General features: G+C 65.9%; 24 protein-coding genes and 1 pseudogene. 19 read left to right on the forward strand and 6 right to left on the reverse strand.

Annotation, left to right across the window (positions count from 1 at the left end; all coding sequences use genetic code 11):
- Window positions 1-170 precede the first annotated feature (170 nt).
- The 8 genes and pseudogenes from L0V05_RS12455 to rarD all read left to right on the forward strand — a co-directional run bounded on the left by L0V05_RS12455 (window position 171) and on the right by rarD (window position 8,688).
- Entirely contained in the window at window positions 171-1,418 is a 1,248-nt protein-coding gene (locus tag L0V05_RS12455; protein WP_234870945.1) for a sarcosine oxidase subunit beta family protein, read from the forward strand.
- Window positions 1,419-1,512: 94 nt separating this feature from the next.
- Window positions 1,513-1,836 (forward strand): sarcosine oxidase subunit delta, encoded by a 324-nt coding sequence (locus tag L0V05_RS12460; protein WP_234870947.1) that lies wholly within the window; start codon window positions 1,513-1,515, stop codon window positions 1,834-1,836.
- Entirely contained in the window at window positions 1,833-4,841 is a 3,009-nt protein-coding gene (locus L0V05_RS12465; RefSeq protein WP_234870949.1) for a sarcosine oxidase subunit alpha family protein, read from the forward strand. The genes L0V05_RS12460 and L0V05_RS12465 overlap by 4 nt, the downstream gene beginning before the upstream one ends.
- Window positions 4,834-5,391: a sarcosine oxidase subunit gamma gene (locus L0V05_RS12470; protein WP_234870951.1), complete on the forward strand. Its 558-nt coding sequence runs from the start codon at window positions 4,834-4,836 to the stop codon at window positions 5,389-5,391. Before L0V05_RS12465 ends, L0V05_RS12470 begins: the two co-directional genes overlap by 8 nt.
- 179 nt (window positions 5,392-5,570) lie before the next feature.
- Window positions 5,571-6,173 carry a superoxide dismutase gene (locus L0V05_RS12475; RefSeq protein ID WP_234870953.1) on the forward strand — a complete coding sequence of 201 codons (603 nt, stop codon included), beginning with the start codon at window positions 5,571-5,573 and terminating at the stop codon, window positions 6,171-6,173.
- A gap of 93 nt (window positions 6,174-6,266) precedes the next feature.
- Window positions 6,267-7,175 (forward strand): prolipoprotein diacylglyceryl transferase, encoded by a 909-nt coding sequence (locus L0V05_RS12480; RefSeq protein ID WP_234870955.1) that lies wholly within the window; start codon window positions 6,267-6,269, stop codon window positions 7,173-7,175.
- Between the two features lie 166 nt (window positions 7,176-7,341).
- Window positions 7,342-7,581, forward strand: a pseudogene (locus L0V05_RS12485) (superoxide dismutase); the annotation flags it as partial.
- A 153-nt stretch (window positions 7,582-7,734) separates the two neighbouring features.
- Window positions 7,735-8,688, forward strand: a complete 954-nt coding sequence (gene rarD / locus L0V05_RS12490; RefSeq protein ID WP_234870957.1) for an EamA family transporter RarD — start codon at window positions 7,735-7,737, stop codon at window positions 8,686-8,688.
- Here rarD and L0V05_RS12495 read toward each other — a convergent pair.
- The gene (locus L0V05_RS12495) at window positions 8,625-9,179 is read right to left on the reverse strand and encodes an LOG family protein (RefSeq protein WP_234870959.1); all 555 of its coding nucleotides are present in this window, start codon (window positions 9,177-9,179) and stop codon (window positions 8,625-8,627) included. The two genes, rarD and L0V05_RS12495, sit on opposite strands and share 64 nt — an antisense overlap.
- Window positions 9,180-9,281: 102 nt before the next feature.
- Here L0V05_RS12495 and L0V05_RS12500 point away from each other — a divergent pair, with 102 nt between their 5' ends.
- Window positions 9,282-10,628 carry a LysM peptidoglycan-binding domain-containing protein gene (locus L0V05_RS12500; protein ID WP_234870961.1) on the forward strand — a complete coding sequence of 449 codons (1,347 nt, stop codon included), beginning with the start codon at window positions 9,282-9,284 and terminating at the stop codon, window positions 10,626-10,628.
- 119 nt (window positions 10,629-10,747) lie between these two features.
- On the opposite strand, the gene L0V05_RS12505 is transcribed toward L0V05_RS12500, so the two are convergent.
- The gene (locus tag L0V05_RS12505; protein ID WP_234870963.1) at window positions 10,748-11,092 is read right to left on the reverse strand and encodes an ArsR/SmtB family transcription factor; all 345 of its coding nucleotides are present in this window, start codon (window positions 11,090-11,092) and stop codon (window positions 10,748-10,750) included.
- Window positions 11,093-11,193: 101 nt separating this feature from the next.
- Between L0V05_RS12505 and L0V05_RS12510 the strand changes: the two genes are divergently transcribed.
- The 4 genes from L0V05_RS12510 to der all read left to right on the forward strand — a co-directional run bounded on the left by L0V05_RS12510 (window position 11,194) and on the right by der (window position 16,687).
- On the forward strand, window positions 11,194-13,038 hold the full coding sequence (locus tag L0V05_RS12510; protein WP_234870965.1) for an ABCB family ABC transporter ATP-binding protein/permease: 1,845 nt from the start codon (window positions 11,194-11,196) through the stop codon (window positions 13,036-13,038).
- 78 nt (window positions 13,039-13,116) lie between these two features.
- The gene (locus L0V05_RS12515) at window positions 13,117-13,764 is read left to right on the forward strand and encodes a tetratricopeptide repeat protein (RefSeq protein WP_234870967.1); all 648 of its coding nucleotides are present in this window, start codon (window positions 13,117-13,119) and stop codon (window positions 13,762-13,764) included.
- Between the two features lie 6 nt (window positions 13,765-13,770).
- Window positions 13,771-15,150 (forward strand): outer membrane protein assembly factor BamB family protein, encoded by a 1,380-nt coding sequence (locus L0V05_RS12520; RefSeq protein ID WP_234870969.1) that lies wholly within the window; start codon window positions 13,771-13,773, stop codon window positions 15,148-15,150.
- 67 nt (window positions 15,151-15,217) lie between these two features.
- Complete coding sequence (gene der / locus L0V05_RS12525) at window positions 15,218-16,687, forward strand: ribosome biogenesis GTPase Der (RefSeq protein ID WP_234870971.1); 1,470 nt, start codon at window positions 15,218-15,220, stop codon at window positions 16,685-16,687.
- Window positions 16,688-16,796: 109 nt separating this feature from the next.
- Here the strand turns inward: der and L0V05_RS12530 are convergent, their stop codons facing one another.
- Window positions 16,797-17,555: a class II aldolase and adducin N-terminal domain-containing protein gene (locus L0V05_RS12530; protein WP_234870973.1), complete on the reverse strand. Its 759-nt coding sequence runs from the start codon at window positions 17,553-17,555 to the stop codon at window positions 16,797-16,799.
- Between the two features lie 216 nt (window positions 17,556-17,771).
- On the opposite strand from L0V05_RS12530, the gene L0V05_RS12535 reads away from it, so the two are divergent.
- Both L0V05_RS12535 and L0V05_RS12540 read left to right on the forward strand, forming a co-directional pair.
- Window positions 17,772-18,149 carry a hypothetical protein gene (locus L0V05_RS12535; RefSeq protein ID WP_234870975.1) on the forward strand — a complete coding sequence of 126 codons (378 nt, stop codon included), beginning with the start codon at window positions 17,772-17,774 and terminating at the stop codon, window positions 18,147-18,149.
- A gap of 52 nt (window positions 18,150-18,201) precedes the next feature.
- The gene (locus L0V05_RS12540; protein ID WP_234870977.1) at window positions 18,202-18,918 is read left to right on the forward strand and encodes a L,D-transpeptidase; all 717 of its coding nucleotides are present in this window, start codon (window positions 18,202-18,204) and stop codon (window positions 18,916-18,918) included.
- A gap of 32 nt (window positions 18,919-18,950) precedes the next feature.
- Here the strand turns inward: L0V05_RS12540 and L0V05_RS12545 are convergent, their stop codons facing one another.
- From L0V05_RS12545 to L0V05_RS12555, 3 genes are all read right to left on the reverse strand, one after another.
- Window positions 18,951-19,664 (reverse strand): TspO-related membrane protein, encoded by a 714-nt coding sequence (locus L0V05_RS12545; protein ID WP_234872181.1) that lies wholly within the window; start codon window positions 19,662-19,664, stop codon window positions 18,951-18,953.
- A 1-nt stretch (window position 19,665) separates the two neighbouring features.
- Window positions 19,666-20,955, reverse strand: a complete 1,290-nt coding sequence (gene serS / locus L0V05_RS12550; protein ID WP_234870979.1) for a serine--tRNA ligase — start codon at window positions 20,953-20,955, stop codon at window positions 19,666-19,668.
- 67 nt (window positions 20,956-21,022) lie between these two features.
- Complete coding sequence (locus L0V05_RS12555) at window positions 21,023-21,715, reverse strand: trypsin-like serine peptidase (protein ID WP_234870981.1); 693 nt, start codon at window positions 21,713-21,715, stop codon at window positions 21,023-21,025.
- A gap of 184 nt (window positions 21,716-21,899) precedes the next feature.
- Between L0V05_RS12555 and yajC the strand changes: the two genes are divergently transcribed.
- The 4 genes from yajC to L0V05_RS12575 are packed head-to-tail and all read left to right on the forward strand — an operon-like array spanning window position 21,900 to window position 25,271.
- Entirely contained in the window at window positions 21,900-22,223 is a 324-nt protein-coding gene (gene yajC / locus L0V05_RS12560; RefSeq protein ID WP_234870983.1) for a preprotein translocase subunit YajC, read from the forward strand.
- A 25-nt stretch (window positions 22,224-22,248) separates the two neighbouring features.
- Complete coding sequence (secD, locus tag L0V05_RS12565) at window positions 22,249-23,916, forward strand: protein translocase subunit SecD (protein ID WP_234870985.1); 1,668 nt, start codon at window positions 22,249-22,251, stop codon at window positions 23,914-23,916.
- Window positions 23,917-23,927: 11 nt separating this feature from the next.
- A complete protein-coding gene (secF, locus tag L0V05_RS12570; RefSeq protein WP_234870987.1) occupies window positions 23,928-24,899 on the forward strand; it encodes a protein translocase subunit SecF in 972 nt (323 codons plus the stop codon).
- A gap of 18 nt (window positions 24,900-24,917) precedes the next feature.
- Window positions 24,918-25,271 (forward strand): Mth938-like domain-containing protein, encoded by a 354-nt coding sequence (locus L0V05_RS12575; protein ID WP_234870989.1) that lies wholly within the window; start codon window positions 24,918-24,920, stop codon window positions 25,269-25,271.
- Window positions 25,272-25,274: the final 3 nt, after the last annotated feature.

The raw sequence follows: 25,274 nt of genomic DNA on the forward strand, positions 1-25,274 counted from the left end.
TCCATGTAATGCGGCGGGCCCCCGGACAAAAGCCGCATTCGACTGCGCGATCCTGTCGCGGCAGCGTGATGGGTAATGTCGCATTTTTCCCGATTGTGCCGCTTGCGGGTGCGGCTAAAACTCGGCCCCGTTCCAGAAGCAGGGACACCCGGAAACAGGGGGCAGGTCCGATGTCACGCTATTCCGTCTTCGCCATCGCCCGCGAGGCGCTGCGCTTCCACCAGGGATGGGAGCGCGCCTGGCGCAGCCCCGAGCCAAAGCCGCGTTACGATGTCATCATCGTCGGCGCCGGCGGGCATGGCCTTGCAACCGCTTATTATCTTGGGAAAAACTTTGGCATCACCAATGTCGCGGTGATCGAGAAGGGCTGGCTCGGTGGCGGCAATACCGGCCGGAACACCACCATCATCCGCTCGAACTACCTGCAGGACCCGTCCGCCGCGATCTACGAGAAGGCCCGCAGCCTTTACGAGACGCTGAGCCAGGACCTGAACTACAACGTCATGTTCAGCCCGCGCGGCCTTCTGATGCTCGCCCAGACCCATCACGAGGTGCGCGGCTACCTGCGCACGGTCCATGCCAACGGTCTCCAGAATGTGACCACCGAATGGATCGGGCCGGAGCGGGTCAAGGAACTGGTGCCGATCATCAACATCGACGGGCCGCGCTATCCGGTCCTCGGCGCGCTTTACCAGGCGCGCGGCGGCACCGCGCGGCACGATGCCGTCGCCTGGGGCTATGCGCGGGCCTGCTCGGCCATGGGCATGGACATCATCCAGCAATGCGAGGTGAAGGGCGTCCGGTCGGAAGGTGGCAAGGTCACCGGCGTCGAGACGACCAGGGGCTTCATCGGCTGCAGCAAGCTCGGCATCGTCGTGGCCGGCCATTCGGGGCAGGTGGCCGAGATGGCGGGCTTCCGCCTTCCGATCGAGGCGGTGGCGCTGCAGGCGCTGGTCTCCGAGCCGATCAAGCCCTGCATGGACGTGGTCGTGATGGCCAATACCGTGCATGGCTACATGAGCCAGTCCGACAAGGGCGAGATGGTGATCGGCGGCGGTACCGACGGCTTCAACAACTTCACGCAGCGCGGCTCCTTCCAGCATATCGAGGAAACGCTGCGCGCGCTGATCGAGACCTTCCCGATGATCAGCCGGCTGAAGATGCTGCGGCAATGGGGCGGGATCGTCGACATGACCGGCGACCGCTCGCCCATCATCTCGAAGACGCCGCTCGGCAACTGCTTCATCAACTGCGGCTGGGGCACCGGCGGCTTCAAGGCGATCCCCGGCTCGGGCTGGGCAATGGCCGAACTGATGGCCAAGGGAGAGCCCGGGCCGCTGGCCGCCGAGTTCAACCTCGGGCGCTTCCGTGAAGGCCGCTTCATCGACGAATCCGTCGCAGCCGGGGTGGCGCACTGATGACCCCCGCGATTTTTCTGCGAAAAATCAGCACCCTGTTCCCGAATTTTCGCATGAAAATTCGTCTCTTTCCCTCGCATGTGAAGGCTCGCCAATGCTGACGCTCACCTGCCCATATTGCGGCGTGAAGGCCGAGGAAACCGAACTCGCCCCCGGCGGCGAGGCGCATCTGAAGCGCTTCGGGCCGGGTTCGTCGGATGACGAGTTCGAAAGCTACATGTTCGCTCGCCGCAACGAGAAGGGCGTGCATTTCGAGCGTTGGCGCCATGCCTATGGCTGCGGCAAGTGGTTCCTCGCTGCGCGCGACACCGCGACGCTCGAGGTGTTCGCGACCTATCCGGCGCAGACGCCCGAGCCGCCGCCCGAGGTTGTGGCCGCGATCAAGGCCCGCCGTCCCGACTGGAAGGGGTACAAATGAGCACGCGTCTTGCCCGCGGCGGCCGGCTGATCGACCGCAGCGCCGCCCTCGACTTCACCTTCAATGGCAAGCGCCTCAAGGGGTATGCCGGGGATACGCTGGCCTCTGCGCTCTTGGCCAACGACCAGATGATGGTCGGCCGGAGCTTCAAGTATCACCGTCCGCGCGGCGTGGTTGCCGCCGGTCCGGAAGAGCCGAATGCGCTGGTCAACCTTGGCTCCGGTGCGCGGCTTGAGCCGAACCAGCGCACGACCACGACCGAGCTGTTCGACGGACTGGAAAGCGCCAGCCAGAACCATTGGCCGAGCCTCGAATTCGATGTGGGCGTGGTGAACAACTACGTCGCCCGGATGTTGCCGGCCGGCTTCTACTACAAGACCTTCATCCACCCGCGCGCGGCGTGGAAGCACCTGTTCGAGCCGATCGTCCGCCAGTCGGCGGGTCTCGGCCGCGTGCCCAAGGATCGCGACGTTGACCGCTACGAGCAGGCCTATGCCTTCTGCGACGTGCTGGTCGTGGGCGGCGGTATCGCGGGGCTGCAGGCCGCACTCTCGGCGGCCCGGGCCGGGGCGAAGGTCTGGCTGGTCGAACAGACCGCCCATTGGGGCGGCCGCGCGCCGGTTGACGGGGTCGAGATCGACGGCAAGCCCGCCGAAGCCTGGATCGACGCGACAGTCGCGGCCCTTGCGAAGATGGAGAACGTGACGCTCCGCATCCGCACGACGGCGGCGGGCGTCTATGACCACGGCTATGTGCTGGCCGACGAGAAGGTGGCGGACCATACCCCCGGCGACGGGCGTCCGAAGCACCGCCTCTGGCGGCTGCGCGTCGGGCGGATCATCAGCGCGACCGGCAGCATCGAGCGGCCTCTGTCCTTTGCCGGCAACGACATTCCCGGCGTGATGCTGGCCGCATCGCTGCGCGACTACGTGGTGAACTACGGCGTCAGCGTTGGCGACCGCACCGTGGTCGTGACCAACAACGACGACGCCTATCGCACGGCACTGGCGCTGAAGGCCGCGGGCCTGTCCGTGCCGGCGATCATCGACGCCCGTGCGGTCGTGACCGGTGAGCTGGCCGACATGGCCCGTGCTGCCGGCATCCGGGTCGAGGCCGGGCGCGCCGTGGTCAAGGTCAAGGGCGGCCGTCGCGTGACCGGCGTGCAGATCGGTCTGCAGGCGGGCGAGGGCGCTGTGATGGAAGAGATCGCCTGCGATGCCGTCGCCATGTCGGGCGGCTGGTCGCCGGTGGTCCATCTCTGGAGCCATTGCGGCGGCAAGCTGCTGTGGGATGACAGGATCGCTGCCTTCCGCCCCGACGCGACCCGTCCGCCGACCGGCGCCGAAGGCCAGCCGATGGTCATTGTCACCGGCGCCGCGAACGGAACCGAAGAGGCCGGGCTTCTGGCCGATGCCGATGCCGCCGGTCGCGCCGCTGCCGAGGCGACCGGCCACAAGCCGAAGAAGGCCGAGGCTGCATCCATCTCCAACCCCGCTTCCATCGCCACCGAGGCGGTCTGGGTCATGCCGCAGGGCGCGGGTCCGGCGCTGAAGATGAAGATGTGGCTCGATTACCAGAACGACGTGAAGGTGTCCGACGTGCAGCTTGCGGCGCGCGAGGGGTACGAGAGCGTCGAGCATACCAAGCGCTATACCACGCTCGGCATGGCGACAGATCAGGGTAAACTAAGCAATATCAACGGTCTGGCGGTTCTTTCTCAGGCGTTGAATGAACAGATCCCGCAAGTCGGCACCACCACCTTCCGCCCGCCCTATACCCCGGTCACCTTCGGGGCGCTGGCGGGCGAGGCGCGGGGCGAGATATTCCAGCCGCTCCGCCGCACGCCGATCCATGAATGGCACGAGGCAAATGGCGCCTATTTCGAGCCGGTCGGCCTCTGGCGCCGGCCCTATTGCTACACCCGCGACGGCGAAAGCCACGAAGACGCGGTGAAGCGCGAGGTGCTGAATGTCCGCAAGGGCATCGGCCTGCTTGACGCCTCGACGCTTGGCAAGATCATCGTCAAGGGCCCGGATGCGGGCAAGTTCCTCGACATGCTCTATACGGGCGTGATGTCGACCTTGCCGGTCGGCAAGTGCCGCTACGGCCTGATGTGCAGCGAGAACGGCTTCCTGATGGATGACGGTGTCGTGGCGCGGATCGACGAAGAGACATTCCTCTGCCACACCACCACGGGCGGTGCCGACCGCATCCACGCGCATATGGAGGACTGGCTCCAGTGCGAATGGTGGGACTGGCAGGTCTATACCGCCAACGTGACCGAGCAATATGCCCAGGTCGCAGTCGTCGGCCCCAATGCGCGGAAACTGCTGGAGAAACTCGGCGGGATGGATGTCTCGAAAGAGACGCTGCCCTTCATGCAATGGGCCGACGGCACGCTTGGCGGGTTCCCGGTGCGTGTCTACCGGATCAGCTTCTCGGGCGAACTCAGCTACGAGATCGCGGTCCCGGCCAGCCATGGCCGGGCCTTCTGGGATGCCTGCGTGGCAGCGGGCGCGGAGTTCGGGGCGATGCCCTATGGAACCGAGGCGCTGCACGTCCTGCGCGCCGAAAAGGGCTTCATCATGATCGGCGATGAAACCGACGGCACCGTGATCCCGCAGGACCTGAACCTCGGCTGGGCGATCTCGAAGAAGAAGGCCGACTACCTCGGCAAGCGCGGGCAGGAGCGGACCTATCTGGCCGATCCGAACCGCTGGAAGCTGGTGGGGCTCGAAGCGCTGGATGGCTCTGTCATCCCGGATGGCGCCTATGCGGTGGATATCGGCGTCAACGCCAACGGCCAGCGCAACGTGCAGGGGCGGATCACCTCGACCTATTTCTCGCCGACGCTCGGGCGCGGCATCGCCATGGGTCTGGTGAAACGCGGGCCGGAGCGGATGGGCGAGACGCTGGAATTCACCAAGCTCGACGGCAGCCTGATGAAGGTGCGGATCGTCGATCCGGTCTTCTATGACAAGGACGGGGAGAAGCAGAATGTCTGAACCTGTCAGCGCATTGGGCGGCAAGACCTACCGCGGCTTCGCCACGATCCGCGAAATCGGGCCTCTGGGCATGATCACGCTGCGGGCCAAGCCGGGGACGGCGGGGCTCGACAAGGCGATCAAGGCGGCGACCGGCTGTGCCCTGCCGGAGCAACGCCGGATCGTGATCGACGGCGACCGGGCCGCGGGCTGGATGAGCCCGGACGAATACCTGCTGGTCGTGCCCTATGCCGAGGTCGGCAAGGCGCTCGACGCAGTGGCGAAGGCGCTGAAGGGCCAGCATCACCTGGCCGTCGACGTGTCGGACGCCCGCGCGGTGTTTGATGTCGAGGGACCGCTGGCGGCCGAGGTGCTGATGAAGCTCTCGCCGGTGGATCACGGCACGCTGGCCGAGGGCGAGTTGCGCCGTACGCGCCTCGCGCAGGTGGCAGGTGCCTTCTGGCGGCAGGGGAGCGGCTACCGCATCGTCTGCTTCCGCTCGGTCGCAGGCTATGTCTTCGGCCTTCTGGAGCATTCCGCGCAGCCCGGCAGCGAGCTGGGTCTGGCCTGACTCTACCCGGCTGTCGCCTCGCAATGCGGTCGGCGGGAGCCTGTCCGCGCCCGGAGTGTTTACCCCTCCGACTGAGGAGAAGGCTTGTCCTTTCGCCATTCCGCGACAGATTGACCTTGACCCCGGCCGCGCGGCGACAAAGATGCCGCCCGAGCGAACAGAAGCGAAAGGATGCTCCGATGGCTTTCACCCTTCCCGATCTTCCCTATGCCCATGATGCGCTGGCCTCCCTCGGCATGTCGAAGGAGACGCTGGAGTATCACCATGACCTGCACCACAAGGCCTATGTCGACAACGGCAACAAGCTGATCGCAGGCACCGAGTGGGAATCGAAGTCGCTCGAGGACATCGTCAAAGGCACCTACCAGGCCGGTGCGGTGGCCCAGAACGGTATCTTCAACAATGCCAGCCAGCACTGGAACCACAACCAGTTCTGGGAATGGATGGCGCCGGGCGAGAACAAGAAGATCCCGGGTGCGCTGGAAAAGGCGCTGACCGAGGCCTTCGGTTCGGTCCAGAAGTTCAAGGACGATTTCGCGGCCGCCGGTGCCGGCCAGTTCGGTTCGGGCTGGGCTTGGCTCGTCAAGGACAAGGACGGCAGCCTGAAGATCACCAAGACCGAGAATGGCGTGAACCCGCTGTGCTTCGGACAGACCGCGCTTCTGGGCTGCGACGTGTGGGAGCACAGCTACTACATCGACTTCCGCAACAAGCGCCCTGCTTACCTGACCAACTTCCTGGAAAAGCTGGTGAACTGGGAAGCAGTCGCGGCGCGGCTCTGAACCCGGCGCGTGATTGGTTGACGCAAGTCAAGGCGCGGCCCTGTCGCGCATGAAACAGTTTCTCTGGGCAGGAACCTGCCCGGAGGACAAATCATGGTCGCGGATTTTGATCTGGCGTTCCTGAGTGTCGGGCCTGTCACCCTCTACTGGTATGGCGCGGTCTATACGCTCGGATTTCTTGGCATATTTGCATGGTTCATGATGCGGCGGGAGTGGCTTGGGCTAACCGCCAAGGATGTCTTTGAGCTGTCGAACCTGCTTGCGCTCGGCGCGCTGGTCGGCGGACGGGCCTTTGACATCGTCGTTTACGAAGCAGAGTGGTACAAGGCGCACCCTTCGGCGGCGATCGACTGGTGGCAGGGGGGCATGGCGTCGCACGGCGTTCTGCTTGGCTCGCTCGCCGGACTGGCGGTGTTCTCGTGGTGGCGGAAGGTGCCACTCATGGCCCTGCTGGACGAGACCGTCGTGCCAGGGGCTTTCCTGATGGCCGTCGGTCGCGTCGGCAACTTCATCGAGGGCGGGGTTATCGGCAGCCCGAGCAACCTGCCTTGGGCCGTGATCATTCCTGGTGTCGAGGGCGCGCGGCATCCGGTCGCGCTCTATGACAGCCTGAAGAACCTGCTGCTAGTGCCGGTGCTATGGGCCGTTTTGCGGCTATGGCCGGCGGGCAAGGGGGTCTCGACGGGGCTGTTCCTGCTGCTTTATGCTGGATTGAGGACCGCGATTGACTTCATGCGCGATTATGAATCCGCGCTGTTCGGCCTGCCGCCTGGGCAGATTTTCAACCTGGCCATGGCGGGAGCGGGGCTGGTCTTGCTGATCGTGGTCGCAATCCGACCGCCCGGGTCCTGGACGCCGACGCCTGCAAGGCCGTCGCCAGTGCCGCTGATCCAGGTGCTGCTGTTCGTGGCGTTGCTTCTCTATCCGCTTGGCATTCCGACCAGCTGGACTCGCGCGCATATCGAGGAGATGCGGGCCGCCGTGGCCTCCGGGACCGGCTGATCCCGTAATCAGGCGAAGTCGGCCCGCAGGCGTTGGGCGAGCGTGGTCACGTCGTGAACCAGTGAAGAACAGCTCCGCATCGCGTCCTCGGCGATGACATGGTTGCCAAGCGCGATCAGCGGATTCCATTGGCCCTCGGTATTGAGCAGGCAGATCGGCTTCTTGCGAGGCGTTGACCGAGGCTTACGGCTCGGTACAGAAGTTCAAGGACGATTTCGCCGCCGCCGGTGCGGGCCGGTTCGGTTCGGGCTGGGTCTGGCTTGTCAAGGACAAGGCCGGCAGCCTCAAGATCACCAAGACCGAGAACGGCGTGAACCCGCTCTGCTTCGGTCAGACCGCGCTGCTGGGCTGCGACGTGTGGGAACACAGCTACGACATCGACTTCCGCAACAGGCGTCCGGCTTAGGCCACCAACTTCCTCGAGAAGCTGGCGAACTAGGAAGCGGTCGCGGCCAAGCTCTGACCGCTTGCCGCTGATCGTCTAATCTGCAAATCCTCATTCCGTCGCCCGGCAGTCCAGGCGGCGGTTTTCATTGGGGCATTTCCAGGGGGCAGGGTGGTGAGCGAGGGAACCAAGGGCGTGCTCGCCATGCTGGCCGCCGCGGTAATCTGGGGCCTCTCGCCGCTCTATTACAAGGCGCTCGCGCAGGTGCCGCCGCTGGAGGTGCTGAGCCACCGCACGATCTGGTCGGCAGTGTTCTTCGCCGTGGTGCTGCTGGTGAAGGGGCGGCTCAGCGAGGTCGGCAGCCTGATCCGGTCGCATGATGTCTGGGTCGTGGCGCTGGCGGCGCTGATGATCTCGACCAACTGGTTCCTGTTCATCCTGTCGGTCCAGATCGGCATGGCGACCGAGGCAAGCCTTGGCTACTACATGTTCCCGATCGTCGCGGTGGTCATCGGCGTCGTGTTCTTCGGCGAAAAGCTCTCGGCCCTGCAGGCGGTTGCGGCGGTGGTCGCGGGGATCGCCGTGGCTCTGTTGACCTGGGGGCTGCATGTGCCGCCCTGGATCGCTCTGACCCTGGCCATCACCTTCGGCATCTACGGGCTGGTGAAGAAACGGCTCAAGGCGGACCCGATCGCCTCGGTGACGGCGGAGGTGACGCTGCTTGCGCCGCTTGCGCTGATCTGGATCGCCGGCGTTCAGGCAGGATGGTTCAGCGAAGGCGGCCGGCCCGGCGGGCATTTCATGGGCCACAATCCTGGTGACGGCTGGGAGACCACGCTGCTCTTGCTCGGCTCGGGCGTCATCACCGGCGGGCCGCTGATCCTTTTCGCGGCCGCCACGCACAAAGCGTCGATGGCGACTGTCGGACTGGTGCAGTTCGTGAACCCGACGCTGCAGTTCCTCTGTGCCGTCGTGGTGTTTGGCGAGCCCTTCACCATCTGGCACAAGGCCGCCTTCGCCCTGATTTGGGTTGCCGTCGCGATCTATTCGCTCGCATCCTTCCGTCAGGAAAGCGCCTCTCGCAGCCGGTCGGCCAGCGTCGCGACGTCGGGAACCAGCGAAGAGTAGCTGCGCATCGCATCCTCGGCGAAGCCTTCCGCGATGACATGGTCGCCAAGCTCGGCAAGCGGGTTCCAGTAGCCGTCCGTGTTGAGAAGGAAGATCGGCTTCTTGTGAAGTCCGATCTGGCGCCAGGTCAGCACCTCGAAATATTCGTCGAGCGTTCCGGCGCCGCCCGGAAGGACCACGATCGCGTCCGAGTTCATGAACATGACCTTCTTGCGTTCATGCATGTCCTCGGTGATGACGAACGAGGTCAGGTCGCGCTTGCCCTTTTCGCGCAAAAGCAGATGCGTGGGGATGACGCCAAGCGAGCGAGCCCCGTCGGCCTGCGCGGCGCGCGCGACCTCGCCCATCAGGCCGACATCACCTGCACCATAGACCAGCCTCCATCCTTCGGCCGCGATCAGTCGGCCAAGCTCGCGTGCGGCTTCGGCATAGGCGGGACGGGCGCCGGGGCGTGAGCCGCAGAACACGCAGACGGAACGAAGCGGAATCATCGGTGGCATTGGTCCTGAAATCTGTTGCGTTGCGGATTGTTATCTGGGTTGCTACGGGAAGGACAAGCACGGGTCGGCAACAGACCCGGCAGGGGGATTGGAATGTCGGGGTGGAAAGAATTGGGCGCTGGCGCGAAGACGCTGGCGATTGCGGGCGGCGCGGCGGTCGTGGTGGGCGTTGGCGCGCTGATCTGGAAAGGCCAGGCACCGGCGCCGCAACCGGCCGAGACGGCGGCTCCGGCACCTGAGCCGGAAAAGGCGACGGCTGCGGAACCCCCTGCGGAAACCGCGCCGGCAGCGGAACCTGCCGCGACAGAGTCAGCGCCCGCAACGGAACCGGCAACGGAACAAGCGACGACCGCAGAGGCATCTGCGGCCGAACCGCCCGCCTTCGACGTCGTCCGCGTCTCACCCGAGGGCGATGCGCTGGTAGCGGGCCGTGCCCTGGCCGAGGCCGAGGTATCGGTCATGGTGGATGGCGTGGCGACTGCAAGTGCCGTGGCTGACCAGCAGGGCAAGTTCGTGGCAATGTTCACCCTGCCGCCAAGCGAAGCGCCCCGTGTCGTGAAGCTTTCGATGAAGCCGGAAACGGGGGCGGCGATCGCCTCGGTCGACGAGGTGGTGCTGGCACCGACACCGGCGACCGCGACTGCCGAGCCCGCCGGAACCGAGACGGCGCAGGCAAGCGAAGCCGTTGCCGAGACGGCCCAATCCGAGACGGCCCAGACCGAGACGGCCCAGACCGAAGCCGCTGCGACGGCACCCGAGGGCACCGAGGTGGCTGCCGCCGAAACGACCGAAGCCATGGGTGCGGATACGTCCGAAGCGGTTCAGCCCGCTGCAACAGGCACTGGGGCTCCAGCCGCAACAACGGCGGCTGGAGCGACCGAGGATGACAGCGAGCCTGAAACAGAGCCGACGACAGCCACCGCCGTGCTGGTGACGGATGAAGGTGCCAAGGTCGTGCAAGGCGCAACGGCGCTGCCCGACAACGTGACGATCGGCGCCATCTCCTATTCCACGACCGGCGCGGTTCAACTGTCCGGCCACGGCAAGGCGGGATCGCCCTTGCGGCTTTATCTCGACAACACGCCCGTGCTCGAAACGTCGGTCGGCACCGATGGCAGCTGGAGCGGAACGCTCGGCGAAGTCGCGCCGGGCATCTACACCCTGCGCGCCGATCAGTTGGACGCGGCAGGTGACGTGACCTCTCGCTACGAGACGCCGTTCCAGCGCGAGGCCCCGGATGCTCTGGCCGCGCTGCGGTCGAAAACCGGCAAGCCGGTCAACATCACCGTCCAGCCCGGCTTTACCCTGTGGGAGATCGCCAAGGAGAACTACGGCGACGGCGTGATGTATGTGCGGGTGTTCGAGGCCAACAAGGCGCAGATCAAGGACCCGGACCTGATCTATCCCGGTCAGGTCTTCTCGGTTCCAAGGAAGGACTAGGCGGCCCGAATCGCGACCTGGCCGTGGGTTGTCCCGACGCCCGGCGCAGACGGTCGTGACATCGCAGCCCTGAGGCGGTTTCGTCGGGCGCCAGTTGTCTTGGTGGTTCGAGACGGAGCCTAGGGCCCGTTGTCTTCCGGCTGTCCCGAAGCCTCGCGGCAACAGGCCATCACCTTGGCATCGCCCTTGCAGCAATCGGCGAGCAGGAAGCCGAGGGTGCGGCCAATGCCTTCACGGTCGACGACATAGATCACGTTGCGCGACGCGCGCCGCGACCGGATCAGCCCGGCCTGTTCCAGTGCCGACAGGTGGAAGGACAGCCGCGATGCCCCGATGCCGAGTGCTTCGCCTATCGCGCCCGCAGCAAGCCCTTCGTCGCCCTTGTCCATGAGCAGCCGGATCAGCTCCAGCCGCGATTCATGGGATAAGGCCGACAGGGCGGCGAGGACTTTACTTTGCTCCATCCTTCAACTACTCGTGAATCGTTGAATAGTGGGTTTCTACTCCAGAACCGTCCCGCGAACAACGTAATCCTCTCCCGTTCAGGGATTTCTGGGAAAGTTCCATGCGCAAGCCCTCTGCCAGCGCCACCAGCGCCGATGTTTCCGACCGCCCGACGAAAGGGTGGGAAACCATCCGCCGCGTCGCCCCATATCTCTGGCCGGCGTCGCCGGAACTGGGCTGGGTCAAGCGCCGCGTGATCCTTGCGCTGTTGTTCCTTGTCGTCGCGCGCCTTGTCTCCGTCTTCACGCCATTCCTCTACAAGGCGGCAGTGGATGCGCTGACAAACGAGCATCGCGACGACAGCTGGCTGCTCCTCTACGGCGCTGTCGGGCTGACAGTGGCCTACGGCGTGGCGCGGCTCGCCTCGGTCGCGTTCAACGAATTGCGGGATGCGGTTTTCGTGCGCGTGGGGCAGCGCGCGCTGCGCCAGCTCGCGCTCGAGACCTTCACGCATATCCACCGCCTGTCGCTGCGCTATCACATCACGCGCAAGACCGGGGGCCTGAGCCGCATCATCGAACGCGGGGTGAAAGGCGTCGATTTCCTCCTGCGCTTCCTGCTCTTGTCGATCGGGCCGCTCATCATCGAGCTGGTGCTGGTTTCGGCGATCTTCGCCGTGATGTTCGGCTGGCAATACACGGTGGTCGTGGTCGTCACGATCGCGATCTACGTCACCTTCACCTTCCGCATCACCGAGTGGCGCGTGAAAGTCCGCAAGGAGATGAACGATCAGGATACGGATGCGAACCAGAAGGCCATCGACAGCCTTCTGAACTTCGAAACCGTCAAGTATTTCGGCGCCGAGACGCGAGAAGCGGCGCGTTACGACGTGGCGATGCAGCGTTACGAGAAGGCGGCGGTCAAGACCGGCCTGTCGTTGAGCGTGCTGAATGCGGGCCAGGCCTTCATCATCACCGTGGGGCTCGTGATCGTCATGGTCATGGCGGCGATGGGGGTGCAGGCGGGCAAGCTGACCGTGGGCGACTTCGTCATGGTCAACGCCTACATGATCCAGATCACCATGCCGCTGAACTTCCTTGGCACGGTCTACCGCGAGATCCGGCAGGCGCTGGTCGACATGGGCGAGATGTTCGGCCTTCTGGGCCAGCCCGCCGAGGTCAAGGACAAGCCCGGTGCGCCGGACCTAAAGGTGTCGGCGGGCGAGGTGACCTTCGACAAGGTGGAATTTGCCTACGATCCCGAGCGGCAGATCCTGAAGGGCATCTCCTTCCGCGTCGGGCCGGGCGAGACGGTCGCGCTTGTCGGTCCTTCGGGGTCGGGCAAGTCGACCATCGGACGGCTGCTGTTCCGCTTCTACGACGTGACGGGCGGGGCGATCCGTATCGACGGTCAGGACCTGCGCGATGTGACGCAGGATTCCATCCATGCCCAGATCGGCGTGGTGCCGCAGGATACCGTGCTGTTCAACGATACCGTCTTCTACAACATCGCCTATGGTCGCCCCGAGGCAACCCGGCAGGAGGTCGAGGCGGCAGCGAAGGCGGCCAAGATCCATGACTTCATCACGGCGCTGCCGGCCGGCTACGAGACGACGGTGGGCGAGCGTGGGCTGAAGCTTTCGGGCGGCGAGAAGCAGCGCGTCGGCATTGCCCGCACGCTGCTGAAGAACCCGCCGATCCTGCTTCTGGACGAGGCAACGAGCGCGCTCGACACTCAGACCGAGCGCGACATCCAGGAAAGCCTCAAGGCGATGGGCAAGGGCCGCAGCGTCATCACCATCGCGCACCGGCTGTCCACCATCGTCGACAGCGACCGGATCATCGTGCTCGAGGCCGGCCGGATCGTCGAGGAAGGGCGCCACGAGGAACTGGTCGCGCTCGGCGGGCGATATGCGGCGATGTGGGCGCGGCAATCGGCTGAAGAGGAAGAAGCCGAGGCAGCCTGACGCGCGTCGGGGCGGAGGCGGGCTTGCGCGGCGGCAGGGCCGCCGGTAAGACGGGTCAAAACCACGGAGTCCCCGCGCGTGAGCAATCCGGATAGTTTCATCGACGAGGTGACCGAAGAGGTCCGCCGCGACAAGCTCTTCGCCCTGATGAAGAAATACGGCTGGATCGGCATCCTGCTGGTTCTGCTGATCGTGGGTGGTGCCGCCTGGAACGAATGGCAGAAGTCCCAGAGACAGGCGGCCTCGGAAGCCTTCGGCGATGCCGTCCTGGGTGCGCTGGATAATGACGATCCGGCCGCGCGGCTCAAGGCGCTGGCGGCGATCGGGGCGACCGGCGATCGCGGGGCTATCCTCGATCTTCTTCTGGCCGGCGATCCGGTGACTGACAAGGCCGGTGCGCTGGCCGCGCTCGACAAGGTCGCGGCAGATGCGACGCTGTCGGACGCCTATCGCGATCTTGCCGTGCTGCGGCGGGTTCTGATCGCGGGCAAGGACATGCCTCTCGCCGAACGGCGGACCGCGCTGGAGGCGATTGCAATCGCTGGCCGGCCCTATCGTCCGCTGGCGCTGGAGCAGCTGGCCCTTCTTCAGGTCGAGGACGGCGACGCGCCGGGCGCGATCAAGGCGCTGACGGAGCTCGTCCAGTTGCAGGAGGCGACGCAGGCGACCCGCGCGCGGGTCGGGCAGTTGATCGTGGCACTGGGCGGCGAGCCGCCGGCACAATAAACCGCAATGGCCGGTCGGGCAGGACAGGCAAGGGCAGGGGCAGGGATGCAGAGCAGGGCGATTGCGGGACTGGCGCTGGTGGCGGCCTTGGCCGCCTGCGCACCGAAGGAAGTAATCCTGCAGGGCGAACGCCTCGATGTGCGTGCGCCGCTGGAGAACCAGGTGACGACGGAAGGCGCGCCCGCGCCAACCGATGAGACGGGGGCGGTCAACCGCTCGGTCCCGATCAGCCTTGGCGCGCCGGTATCGCTGTCGGAATGGACGCATCGCGGCAGCAACGTGCGCCATCTCGCTCCGCACAATGCGCTGTCGCCCAGCCCGCAACTCATCTGGTCCAGCACGATCGGCGAGGGCGATTCCCGCCGCTACCGTGTGGCGACGACGCCGGTGGCCGCGGGGGGACGCGTCTTCACCATCGACGCGCGGTCGACGCTGACGGCTACCTCGACCGGCGGCGGAACTCTGTGGTCAATCAGCCTTACGCCGCCGCTCGATCCGGGCAGCGAGGCTGCGGGCGGCGGGCTGGCCTATGGCGACGGCAAGCTGTTCGTGACGACGGGCTATGGCGAGCTTCTGGCGGTCGAGCCGTCGAACGGCGCGATCCTGTGGCGCCAGCGCTTCTCGTCTGCGGCGACCGGGACACCGGCCGTGGCGGATGGCACCGTCTATGTCACGGCGCGCGACAGCTCGGCCTGGGCCATCGATGCCTCGAATGGCAAAGTCCGCTGGCAGTTGGCGGGGCTTCCGGCGCAGACCTCCTATGTCGGCGGTGGCGGCCCGGCACTGACCGACCGGTACGCGCTGTTCCCGTTCTCGAGCGGCAGCCTTGTGGCGGCGTTCCGCACCGGAGGGATGCAGATGTGGTCGGCGCCGGTCCTCGGGAACCGTATCGCGCGCGGCTATTCCAAGATTCAGGATATCGCCTCTGATCCCGTCGTTTCGGGCAATACCATCTTCGTCGCCAATGCCAGCGGCCGAACTGTGGCCATCGATGCCACCACCGGAAAGCGCAAGTGGGAGGCCACGGAAGGCGCGGTCAACACCATCGCGGTGGCGGGCGGATCGATCTTCCTCGTCAACGACGAGAACCGGATCGTCCGGCTCGATGCTGCGACGGGCGATGTGATCTGGGCGACGGAAATGCCGCTCTATCCCCAGGAGAAACCACGCAAGCGCAAGTCGATCTTCGCCCATTACGGGCCAGTGATGGCGGGCGGGCATCTGGTTGTCGCCTCGTCGGACGGGCTCTTGCGGCTTTTCAACCCGACGAACGGCGCGTTGGTCGGCACGTCGCAGATGCCGGCTGGGGCGGCGACGGCGCCGATTGTGGTTGGCGGCACGCTGTTCGTCGTGGGCGAGGACGGGAAACTTCACGCTTTCCGTTGACGGGTGAAGCGTGTAAGGCGAGCGGCTTGAATGATGACGGCCCGGGAACGGGCCGCGGAGTGCGCCCATGACCTTTACCCTTGCCATCGTCGGCCGGCCCAATGTCGGCAAGTCGACGCTGTTCAACCGCCTTGTCGGGCGGAAGCTCGCCCTGGTCGATGACCAGCCGGGCGTGACGCGCGACCTGCGCGAAGGCGACGGGCGCATCCATGACCTCAGGTTCACCGTGATCGACACGGCCGGGCTCGAGGATGTGACCGACGACAGCCTGCAGGGGCGGATGCGGCGCCTGACCGAGCGCGCGGTCGACATGGCCGATGTCTGCCTGTTCCTGATCGACGGCCGGGCCGGGCTGACCGCCACCGACCGGGTGTTCGCCGAGATCCTGCGCCGCAAGAACGCCCGCGTCATCCTTGGCGTGAACAAGGCCGAGGGGCGGGCAGGCGAGGCGGGCGTGATCGAGGCCTGGGAACTGGGCCTGGGCGAGCCGCTGGCGCTGTCGGCCGAGCATGGTGAGGGGATGGACGAGCTTTACCACGTCCTGCGCCCGATCGGCGAGGAGTTCCGCGAACGTGCCGAGGCCGATGCGCCGGTCGTGGACATCGACGTGCCCGAGGACGAGGCCGAAGAGGAAGCTGATCCGCAGGCCCACAAGCCGACCGAGAAGCACCCGCTGCAGATTGCGGTGATCGGCCGGCCGAATGCCGGGAAATCCACGCTCATCAACAAGATCCTCGGCGAGGACCGCCTGCTGACCGGGCCCGAGGCCGGGATCACCCGCGACGCGATCTCGATCCGGGCCGACTGGATGGGCACGCCGATCCGCATCTTCGACACCGCCGGAATGCGCAAGAAGTCGAAGATCGACGACAAGCTGGAAAAGCTCTCGGTCGCCGATGGCCTCCGCGCCGTGCGCTTCGCCGAGGTGGTCGTCGTGCTTCTGGACGTGGAAATCCCCTTCGAACAGCAGGACCTGCGCATCGCCGACTTCGCCGAGACCGAGGGGCGGGCTGTGGTCGTCGCGGTCAACAAGTGGGACCTAGAGGACGAGAAGCAGGAAAAGCTCGCCGAGCTGAAGGAGATGTTCGAACGCCTCCTGCCGCAACTCCGCGGCGCGCCGCTGGTCACCGTTTCGGCCAAGACCGGGCGCGGTCTCGACCGGCTGCATGACGCGATCCTGAAGGCGCATGACATCTGGAACCGCCGCGTTCCGACCGCGCGGCTGAACTCCTGGCTCGGCGCGATGACCGAGGCGCATCCGCCGCCCGCGCCGGGCGGCCGCCGCATCCGCCTGCGCTACATGACCCAGGTGAAGACCCGCCCGCCGGGTTTTGTCGTGATGTGCAGCCATCCCGAGGACATGCCCGACAGCTACAAGCGCTATCTTGTCAATGGCTTGCGCGACCATTTCGACATGCCGGGCACGCCGATCCGTCTGACGCTGCGCAGCCAGGGCGACAAGAACCCCTACAAGGAAAAGAAAAACTGGGGCGCCCCGTCACGGCTCAGGAAGCACCTGGACAAGAAGAAGGACTGACGCGGCCATGCCGCTGTGCCCCTGATCTTCTTCTGTTCACAAATATCCTGCAGGGGGTCCGGGGGACGCAAAGTCCCCCGGCGCCTGGACCGATCGGGCCACCCGACGATCAGCTCGCGTAGTCTGACCCTTCCGCATCCAGCAGCGCCTTCAGCTCGTGCAGATGCGCTTCGGCAAAGCCCGGATAGGCTTCCCATTCCCGCGCGGTCTTCTCGGCAACCTCTTCGGGCAGGACGCGCAGGGGGCGGCCGGTCTGCAGGGCGCGGATATATGTCTCGGCGGCGCGTTCGAAGTAGTAAAGGCGGTTGAAGGTCTCGGCCACGGTCCGGCCCACGACCAGCACGCCGTGATTGCCCATGACCATCGTCGTGACCTTGGGATCGGACAGGAGCAGCGCACAGCGTGCCGCCTCGTCCTCGAAGGCCATTCCGCCGTAGTGTTCATCGACGACGGTGCGGTTGTGGAACATCGCGCTGTTCTGGTCGATCGCCGGCAGGCGGCTGTCGGCGAGGCTGGCGAGTACAGTGGCGTGGATCGAATGGACATGCATAACGCAGACCGCATGCGGGCACTCGCGGTGGATCGTGCCATGCAGGCCCCAGGCGGTCGGATCCGGCGCGTCGGGGCGGTCCATCGTCGTGGGATCGTCGGCGTCGAGGAGCAGAAGATCCGATGCGCGGATGCGGGCGAAGTGCCGGCCGTTCGGGTTGATGAGGAAGCGTTTGCCGCCATTGCCGACCGCCAGCGAGAAATGGTTGGCGACCGCTTCGTGCATGTCGAGCTTGACCGTCCAGCGAAAGGACGCCGCGAGATCGACGCGTTCGGGCCAATGGGCGATGTTACGGAGCGGCGTGGCAGTGGCGGTCATCGGGTCCTCCTTCGCTCGGGCGATCATGATCAGCGTAGCGCGGAATCCCTTGCGGTGGTTCGGCTTTCCCGACCTGTCGATGTCGGGGTTCGGATGTGCGGGAAAACGTCGGTTGCAGAGACAAAGAGGCGGATTTCCGCATGTTCACAATCGTTTGTTCGGGGAAGCTCGCGCCGTGCGGTGGACAGCGCGGGGCGCCTGTGCGATTCCGCTCGCATGACCTCCCTCCGATCCCTCATGATCGTCTGTCTGGTGTTGGCGACGCTGCCGTGGCGCGCCTATCTCGGTGCGGGCGTCGGCGCAGCCGCGGCCATCGCGACGCCAGCCGTCGCCGTTGCCGCGAGCCTTGATCGGTTGCCCGAGACAGAGCGGCCTGTAACCATTGACAGCGACGCAGCCAGGCCAGTGGCGCTGACGGTCCCTTGCCCGGGGCCGAAGTTGCCGGGATCGGTCTGTCCCGCTCCGGTGGCGATCCTGCCCGGCGAGGCGGTATTGCCCGTTCGCCCCGGCTCCGACATCCAGATCGCAGCAGAGACCGTGTCGCGCGATCTTTGGCAGCCCGAGCGGCCCCGGGACCCGCCCAGATCCTGCTGATCACCCGAGCGCCGCCGCTGGCGGCTTTCAAGATCAGCCAAAAGGATGTCCCATGCTGACCCGTCGATTTTTCGTTGCCGCTGCACCGGCCGCGCTCCTCGCCGCCTGCGTCAGGCCGCAGGAGGTCACCCGCGCGGCGCCCGCCGCAGTGCCGCCCCCGGTCCCGATGCCCGCGCGCTACGGCGCCCTCACCGATGAACCCCATCCCGTTCCCGCCGTCCCCGACGGCATCGTGCCGCCCCAGTTCTGGCGGCAGGAAATCGACAGCCCGTTTCCCAACCTTGCCGTGCCCGAGCCGAACCTGCCGGTGGGCACGGTGGTCGTCGATGCGGATGCGAATTTCCTCTACCTGATCCAGCCCGGTGGGAAGGCCCTGCGCTATGGCGTGGGCACCGGCGCGGCGGCCTATGCCTGGAGCGGCGAGGCGCGGATGCAGTGGAAGCAGCAATGGCCGCGCTGGAAGGCGCCAGACAGCATGATCGCGCGCCGCCCTGAATTCGCGCCCTACTCGGTGGCCAATGGCGGCATGGCGCCGGGGCCGGGCAATCCCCTTGGCGCGCGGGCGCTCTACCTGTTTCAGAACGGCGAGGACACGCTTTACCGCATCCACGGCGCCTGCGAGCCGCAATATGTGGGCAAGGCCGTGTCCTCGGGCTGCATCCGTCTGCTCGATCAGGATGCGATCGACCTTTACGACCGGGTCAGGGAGGGGGCGCGTGTGATCGTTCTGCCGTCGACGAAACCGGCGGGACTGGCGAGCATCTACTGAGGAAGGCGCCGGGGCGCGGGTATCGCGCCCCGTCACGCGGCCTTGTTCAAGGCCCGCACGGCATAGATCGCAACCAGAACGATGCCGATCAGGGCAAGGCCCGAGACAGTCGGCACTGCAGTGCCGTTCGCGACGATGATTGCCGCCAGCGCCCAGATCAGCGCCAGCCCGTATTCCGTTGCGCGGGTCAGGCGCGACAGCACGTAAAGCGCGAGGTTCAGCACGACGAGAAGCATCGCATAGGCGGCGATGCGGTCGTCCAGCAGTCCGAAGCCCGAGATCAGCACGCCCCAGGACACGCCGTTGGCCGCCGTCAGCCAACCGGCAAAAAGCGCGATGGGTCCAGCGAGAAACCAGTGGTCAGGGGCATCGCGCGTCGGCTTCAGCGCCAGAAGCGCGCCGACAAGCATCACCACGATCAGGATGCTGGCCCAGAACGGCGAGCGTACGGCGACGGCAAGCCAGATCGCCCCGACCGCCAGAGAGACGAGCAGCGGCAGGCGTGTTGCGTCCCAGACCGGGTCCTCGGCCCGCTTCCACAGGCCGTAGCCGGCATGCACCAGCAGCCAGAGATAGATGAGCCCCCAGATCGAGAAGGCGTAGCCCGCCGGCAGGATCGACGGCCGCCCGGCCTGCACCGGCAATTGTGATGGATCGTAGCCGCGGAAATCGGGGGTGAAGATCGGCGACAGCCCGAAGGCCAGCGCCGCGATCAGGACGAGAAGGGCACGCAGGCGCGGGGCCATCTCAGACAAGCACGCCGTCGGCGCCGATCCGGGTCTTGCCGCCCAGATAGGGATGCAGGGCTGCCGGCAAGTCGACCGAGCCATCCTCCTGCTGGCCATTCTCCAGCACCGCGATCAGCGCACGGCCCACGGCAAGGCCCGAGCCGTTCAGCGTATGGACGAATTCCGGCTTGCCGCCCGCGGGACGGAAGCGCGCATTCATCCGCCGCGCCTGAAAATCGCCGCAGACCGAGACGGAGGAGATTTCCCGATAGGTGTTCTGTCCCGGAAGCCAGACTTCGAGGTCATGGGTCTTCTGCGCGCCAAAGCCCATGTCGCCGGTGCAAAGGACGATGGTGCGATAGGGCAGGCCCAGCTTTTCCAGGATGGCTTCCGCGCATTTCGTCATGCGCTCGTGCTCGGCAAGCGAGGTGTCGGGCGTGGTGATGGACACCATCTCGACCTTCTCGAACTGGTGCTGGCGGAGCATCCCGGAGGTGTCCTTGCCCGCCGAGCCTGCTTCCGAACGGAAGCACTGGGTATGGGCGGTCATGCGGATCGGAAGCTGGCCTTCGTCGAGGATTTCGCCCGCGACCGAGTTGGTGAGCGTGACCTCGGACGTCGGGATCAGCCACCAGCCGTTGGTGGTCTGGTAGCTGTCCTCGGCGAATTTCGGCAGCTGGTTCGTGCCGTACATCGCGTCCTCCTTGACGAGGACCGGGGTCCAGGTCTCGGTCAGGCCATGCTCGGTGATGTGGGTGTCGAGCATGAACTGCGCCAGCGCGCGGTGGACGCGGATCACCGCGCCTTTCAGCACCACGAAGCGGCTGCCGGAGAGTTTCGCCGCCGTCTCGAAATCCATCCCCGGCTTCACCCCGGCGATGTCGAAATGCTCCTTCGGCTTGAAGGAAAAGCTGCGCGGTGTGCCCCACCGACGGATCTCGACATTGCCGCTTTCATCCTCACCGTCAGGCACATCGGCGAGCGGCAGGTTCGGGATGGTCAGGAGGAGGTCGCGGAGGCGGGCATCCTCGGTCGCGGCCTCGTCGGTCAGGCGGGCGATCTCGGCCTTCTTCTCGGCCACCAGCGCGCGCAGGCGCTCGAATTCTGCATCGTCGCCGCGCGCCTTGGCGGCGCCCACGTCCTTGCTGGCGCGGTTCTGCTCGGCCTGCGCGGTCTCTGCCGCGAGGATCTTGGCGCGGCGGCCCTCGTCGATGGCGAGGATCTCCGACGACATTCCGGCCAAGCCCCGGCGCGCGAGTGCGGCGTCAAAGGCGGCGGGATTTTCGCGGATGGCGCGAATGTCGTGCATGATGGCGTCCTCGGGTTTGGCCTCGTCGGCCCCATATGCCGCAGGCCAAGGCGCAATGCAAACGGCGCTACGGCGCGGCGCTCGACGCAACGGCGGTGCGCAGGCCCAAACGAGGACGGGCCGCCCAGCTACCGATCAGTCCGCTGCGTCGGTCACGGGCGACCATCACCCCGGCGACGGCCCAGCCCGGTCCGTCCGCCACCAGGAGCGGAGCGCCGGAATTGCCCGAGACCGCCGGACAGGTCAGGGCGAAGAGGGCCGGGGTCGTCGACAGGATGCCGCAGTCCGGCTCGACCGTGGGCAGGTGCGGGTCGTCGCGGCGATAACTGACCATGACGAGAAGGTTCACACCTTCGGCTTCGGCAAAGGGCAGGGGGGCGATGCCGGGCAGGGGATGGTCGAGGCGCAGGAGGCCCACATCCCCGGCGATCGAAGGCTCGCCCTGCGGAACCGTCTGGGGAAAGAGCGACTCGCGTCCCTTTGCCTCGGCCACGACCGCATCGCCGTTGCGCCCGGCCGAAAAGCGGATCGTGGCCGGATCAACCGGAGGACCGCCTTCATGATGGCGCAGACAATGTCCGGCGGTAACGACGAGATCCGGGGCGACCAGCGTACCGGTGCAGATCGCCGCGCCGGGCTTTTCGCCATAGGTGATTTCTCCGACGGCGGCCGGGGGGGCGATCGCCTCGCCCCAACCCTGCGTCAGGACAGCGAAGGTCAGCAGGCTGCCCACGACAAGAGCGATGGCGATCTGTTTCACGCGACTGTCAGCCCCTTGCGCCACGCGCTGAATTGCACCGGCGACAGGAATTCTCTACAGGATCGCAACGCAAGCCGGGAAGCCCCGGCGGGCGGGGGGCTTGCCTTGCCATCCCCCGACCCCCCAGATAGGGTGCGCAACCAGTTTTTCCGGGGGTCCCCCCGACGAGCCGAGAGGACGACAGATGTTCGTAACCCCCGCCTTCGCACAGGCCGCCGGTGGCGGCGGCGCCGCGGCAATCACCAGCTTCATGCCGCTGATCCTGATCTTCGGGATCATGTATTTCCTTCTCATCCGTCCGCAGCAGAAAAAGCTGAAAGAGCACAAGGCCATGGTCGAGGCCTTGCGCCGCGGTGATCAGGTGCTGACGCAGGGCGGCATCATCGGCAAGGTGACCAAGGTGAACGAGGACGGCATCCTCGAGGTCGAGATCGCCGATGGCGTCCGCGTTCGTACTCCGCGCAGCACCATCGCCCAGGTGATGTCGAAAACCGAACCGGCGGCCTGAGCCGGCCCCCTTCACGGACACGTCCATGCAAACCCCGCTCTGGAAGCGCCTGCTGATCTGGGCCGTCGTGGCCGCCGGTCTGCTCTATGCCATGCCGAACGCGTTCTACTCGCGCGTCGAGAAACACAATGACGCAACCGCGGCGATCGAGAAGGCCGCCGGGGCCGCGACACCCGCCCAGGAGGCGGACGTGGCACTTTGGCCGAACTGGCTGCCGTCCGGGCTGGTCAATCTTGGTCTCGACCTGCGGGGCGGGGCGCATCTTCTGGCCGAGGTGCAGGTTGCCGATGTCTATGCCGACCGGATCGACATCCTCTGGCCCGAAGCGCGCGACAGCTTGCGGCAGGCGCGCGACGCGGTGGGCAATGTCCGGCGACTGGATGCGCCTCCGGGTGAGCTGAAGATCAAGATCAGCAACCCTGACGGCATGGCGAAGGCCGTCGAAATCGTGCGGGGGCTGGCGCAGCCGGTGACGACGCTGACGGGGGTGGGTCAAAGCTCGCTCGAGGTCAGCGCCGAGGGCGACACGATCACGATCCAGCTTTCGGCCGCCGAAAAGGCCGCCACCGACGAACGAACGATGGCGCAGTCGCTGGAAATCGTCCGCCGCCGGATCGACGAGGCTGGCACGCGCGAACCGACGATCCAGCGCCAGGGCGCCGACCGAATCCTGATCCAGGTTCCGGGCATCGGTACCGCCGCCGAACTGAAATCGCTGATCGGCACGACGGCGCGCCTGACCTTCAACCCGGTTGTCGGGCGGGCCTCCAACGCAAATGCCGATCCCGGCAGCCCGCGCAACGTGGTCTTGCCGGAACGGGGGCGACCGGGCAGCTTCCTCATCATCGAGCGGACGCCTGTCGTCGGCGGCGAGGATCTGGTCGATGCCCAGCCCGCCTTCGACCAGAACGGCGGCCCTGCCGTGAACTTCCGTTTCAACCCGGCAGGCGCGCGCGCCTTCGGGGACTACACCGCCAACAACATCGGGTCGCCCTTCGCCATCGTGCTCGACAACGAGGTCGTCTCGGCGCCGACGATCCAGAGCCACATCGCAGGTGGCTCGGGCATCATCACCGGGAACTTCACGGTCGAGGAATCGACTGAGCTTGCGGTGCTGCTGCGCTCCGGCGCTCTGCCAGCCAAGCTGAACTTCCTCGAAGAGCGCACCATCGGACCGGAACTGGGGCAGGACAGCATCGATGCCGGCAGGGTTGCCGCCATCATCGGCATGGTCGCGGTCTCGGCGTTGATGATCGCCTGCTATGGCCTCTTCGGCGTCTTCGCGACCGTCGCTCTGGCAATTAACATGGCGCTGATCTTTGCCGTGCTGTCCATCATCGGCGGCACTCTGACGCTGCCGGGTATCGCCGGTATCGTGCTGACCATCGGCATGGCGGTTGACGCCAACGTGCTGGTCTATGAACGCATCCGCGAGGAATTGCGGGTGCAGAAGGGTCCTGCGCGGGCCATCGAGATCGGGTACGAGCGCGCCATGTCGGCGATCATCGACGCCAACCTGACGACGATGATCACCGCGCTGGTGCTGTTCTTCATGGGGGCAGGCCCCGTGCGCGGCTTCGCGATCACGCTGGCCATCGGCATTGTCACATCGGTCTTCACGGCGCTTCTGGTGACGCGCCAGCTGATCGAGATCTGGTACGGCTGGCGCCGTCCCAAGACCATCGTGGTTTGAGGAGATCGGATATGGCTTGGCGTCTGCATCTGGTTCCCGAAAAGACCAACATCGACTTCTTCCGGTGGCAATGGATCACCTTTGGCGGTTCGATGATGCTCATGGTTCTGGCCTTCATCGCCTGGGGCGTGATGGGCCTGAACTTTGGCATCGATTTCAAGGGCGGCACGACGATCCGCACCGAATCCACGCAGGCCGTGGATGTGGGCGCCTTCCGTCAGGCGCTGGAAAAGCTGCCGCTTGGCGACATCACCATCACCGAGGTCTTCGACCCGAGTTTCCGGGCTGACCAGCACGTGGCGCAGATCCGCATCTCGGCGCTGGACAAGACCGAGTCGGTCACGCCGGAAACGATCGAGCAGGTCGAAGTTGCGCTGAAGGCCGTTGATCCCGGGATCACCTTCCCGTCGATCGAGTCGGTCGGGCCGAAGGTTTCGGGCGAGTTGGTCTGGTCCTCGGTGCTGGCGGTCGCGGCGACCAGTATCGGCATCATGCTGTACATCTGGCTTCGCTTCGAATGGCAGATGGCGCTTGGCGGGGTGCTGGCGCTTCTCCATGACGTCTTCATCACCATCGGCATATTTGCGCTGTTCCAGATCAAATTCGACCTGACCATTGTCGCGGCACTGCTGACCATCCTTGGCTATTCGATCAACGATACGGTCGTCGTGTTCGACCGGCTGCGGGAGAACTTGCGCAAGTACAAGACCATGCCCCTGCGCGATGTGATGAACCTTTCCGTGAACGAAACCCTCAGCCGGACGGTGATGACCTCGCTGACCACCCTGATCGCGGTTGGCTCCATGCTGGTCTTCGGCGGCGACGTGATCCGCGGCTTCAGCTTCGCGATCTTCATGGGTGTGTTGCTGGGGACCTATTCCTCGGTCTATGTCGCAAAGAACATCGTCCTGATGATCGGCCTTGACCGCAGCGAGAAGCCGAAGGGTGGCAAGGGCAACGAATTCGCCCATATCGACGCCTGACGCGAACGAGGGGCAGGAATGCGCCTGACCGAGATCACCTATCCGGAAGCGCTGCCGATCGAGAGCTATGGCCCCGGCTTCTTCCGGCTTGGCGGCCAGGTCTTGCGCGGCCCGGTGGTGATTTCGCCATGGTCGGCAGTGGGGTGGGGCGGTCTTGACGATACGGAGACGCCGCTCAGGCTTGCTGGTCGCATTGATGTGCTGTTCGTCGGCATGGGGGCAGAGCTTGCACCTGTTCCGCGAGCCTTCCGCACTGTGCTGGAAGAAGCCGGGATCGGTGTCGAGCCGATGAACTCGCCCGCCGCCTGCCGCACCTACAACGTGCTTCTCTCGGAAGGGCGGCTGATCGCGACCGCCCTGATCCCGGTCTGACCC

It is taken from the genome of Alitabrizicola rongguiensis (genome assembly GCF_021491355.1).
Taxonomy (GTDB): domain Bacteria; phylum Pseudomonadota; class Alphaproteobacteria; order Rhodobacterales; family Rhodobacteraceae; genus Aliitabrizicola; species Aliitabrizicola rongguiensis.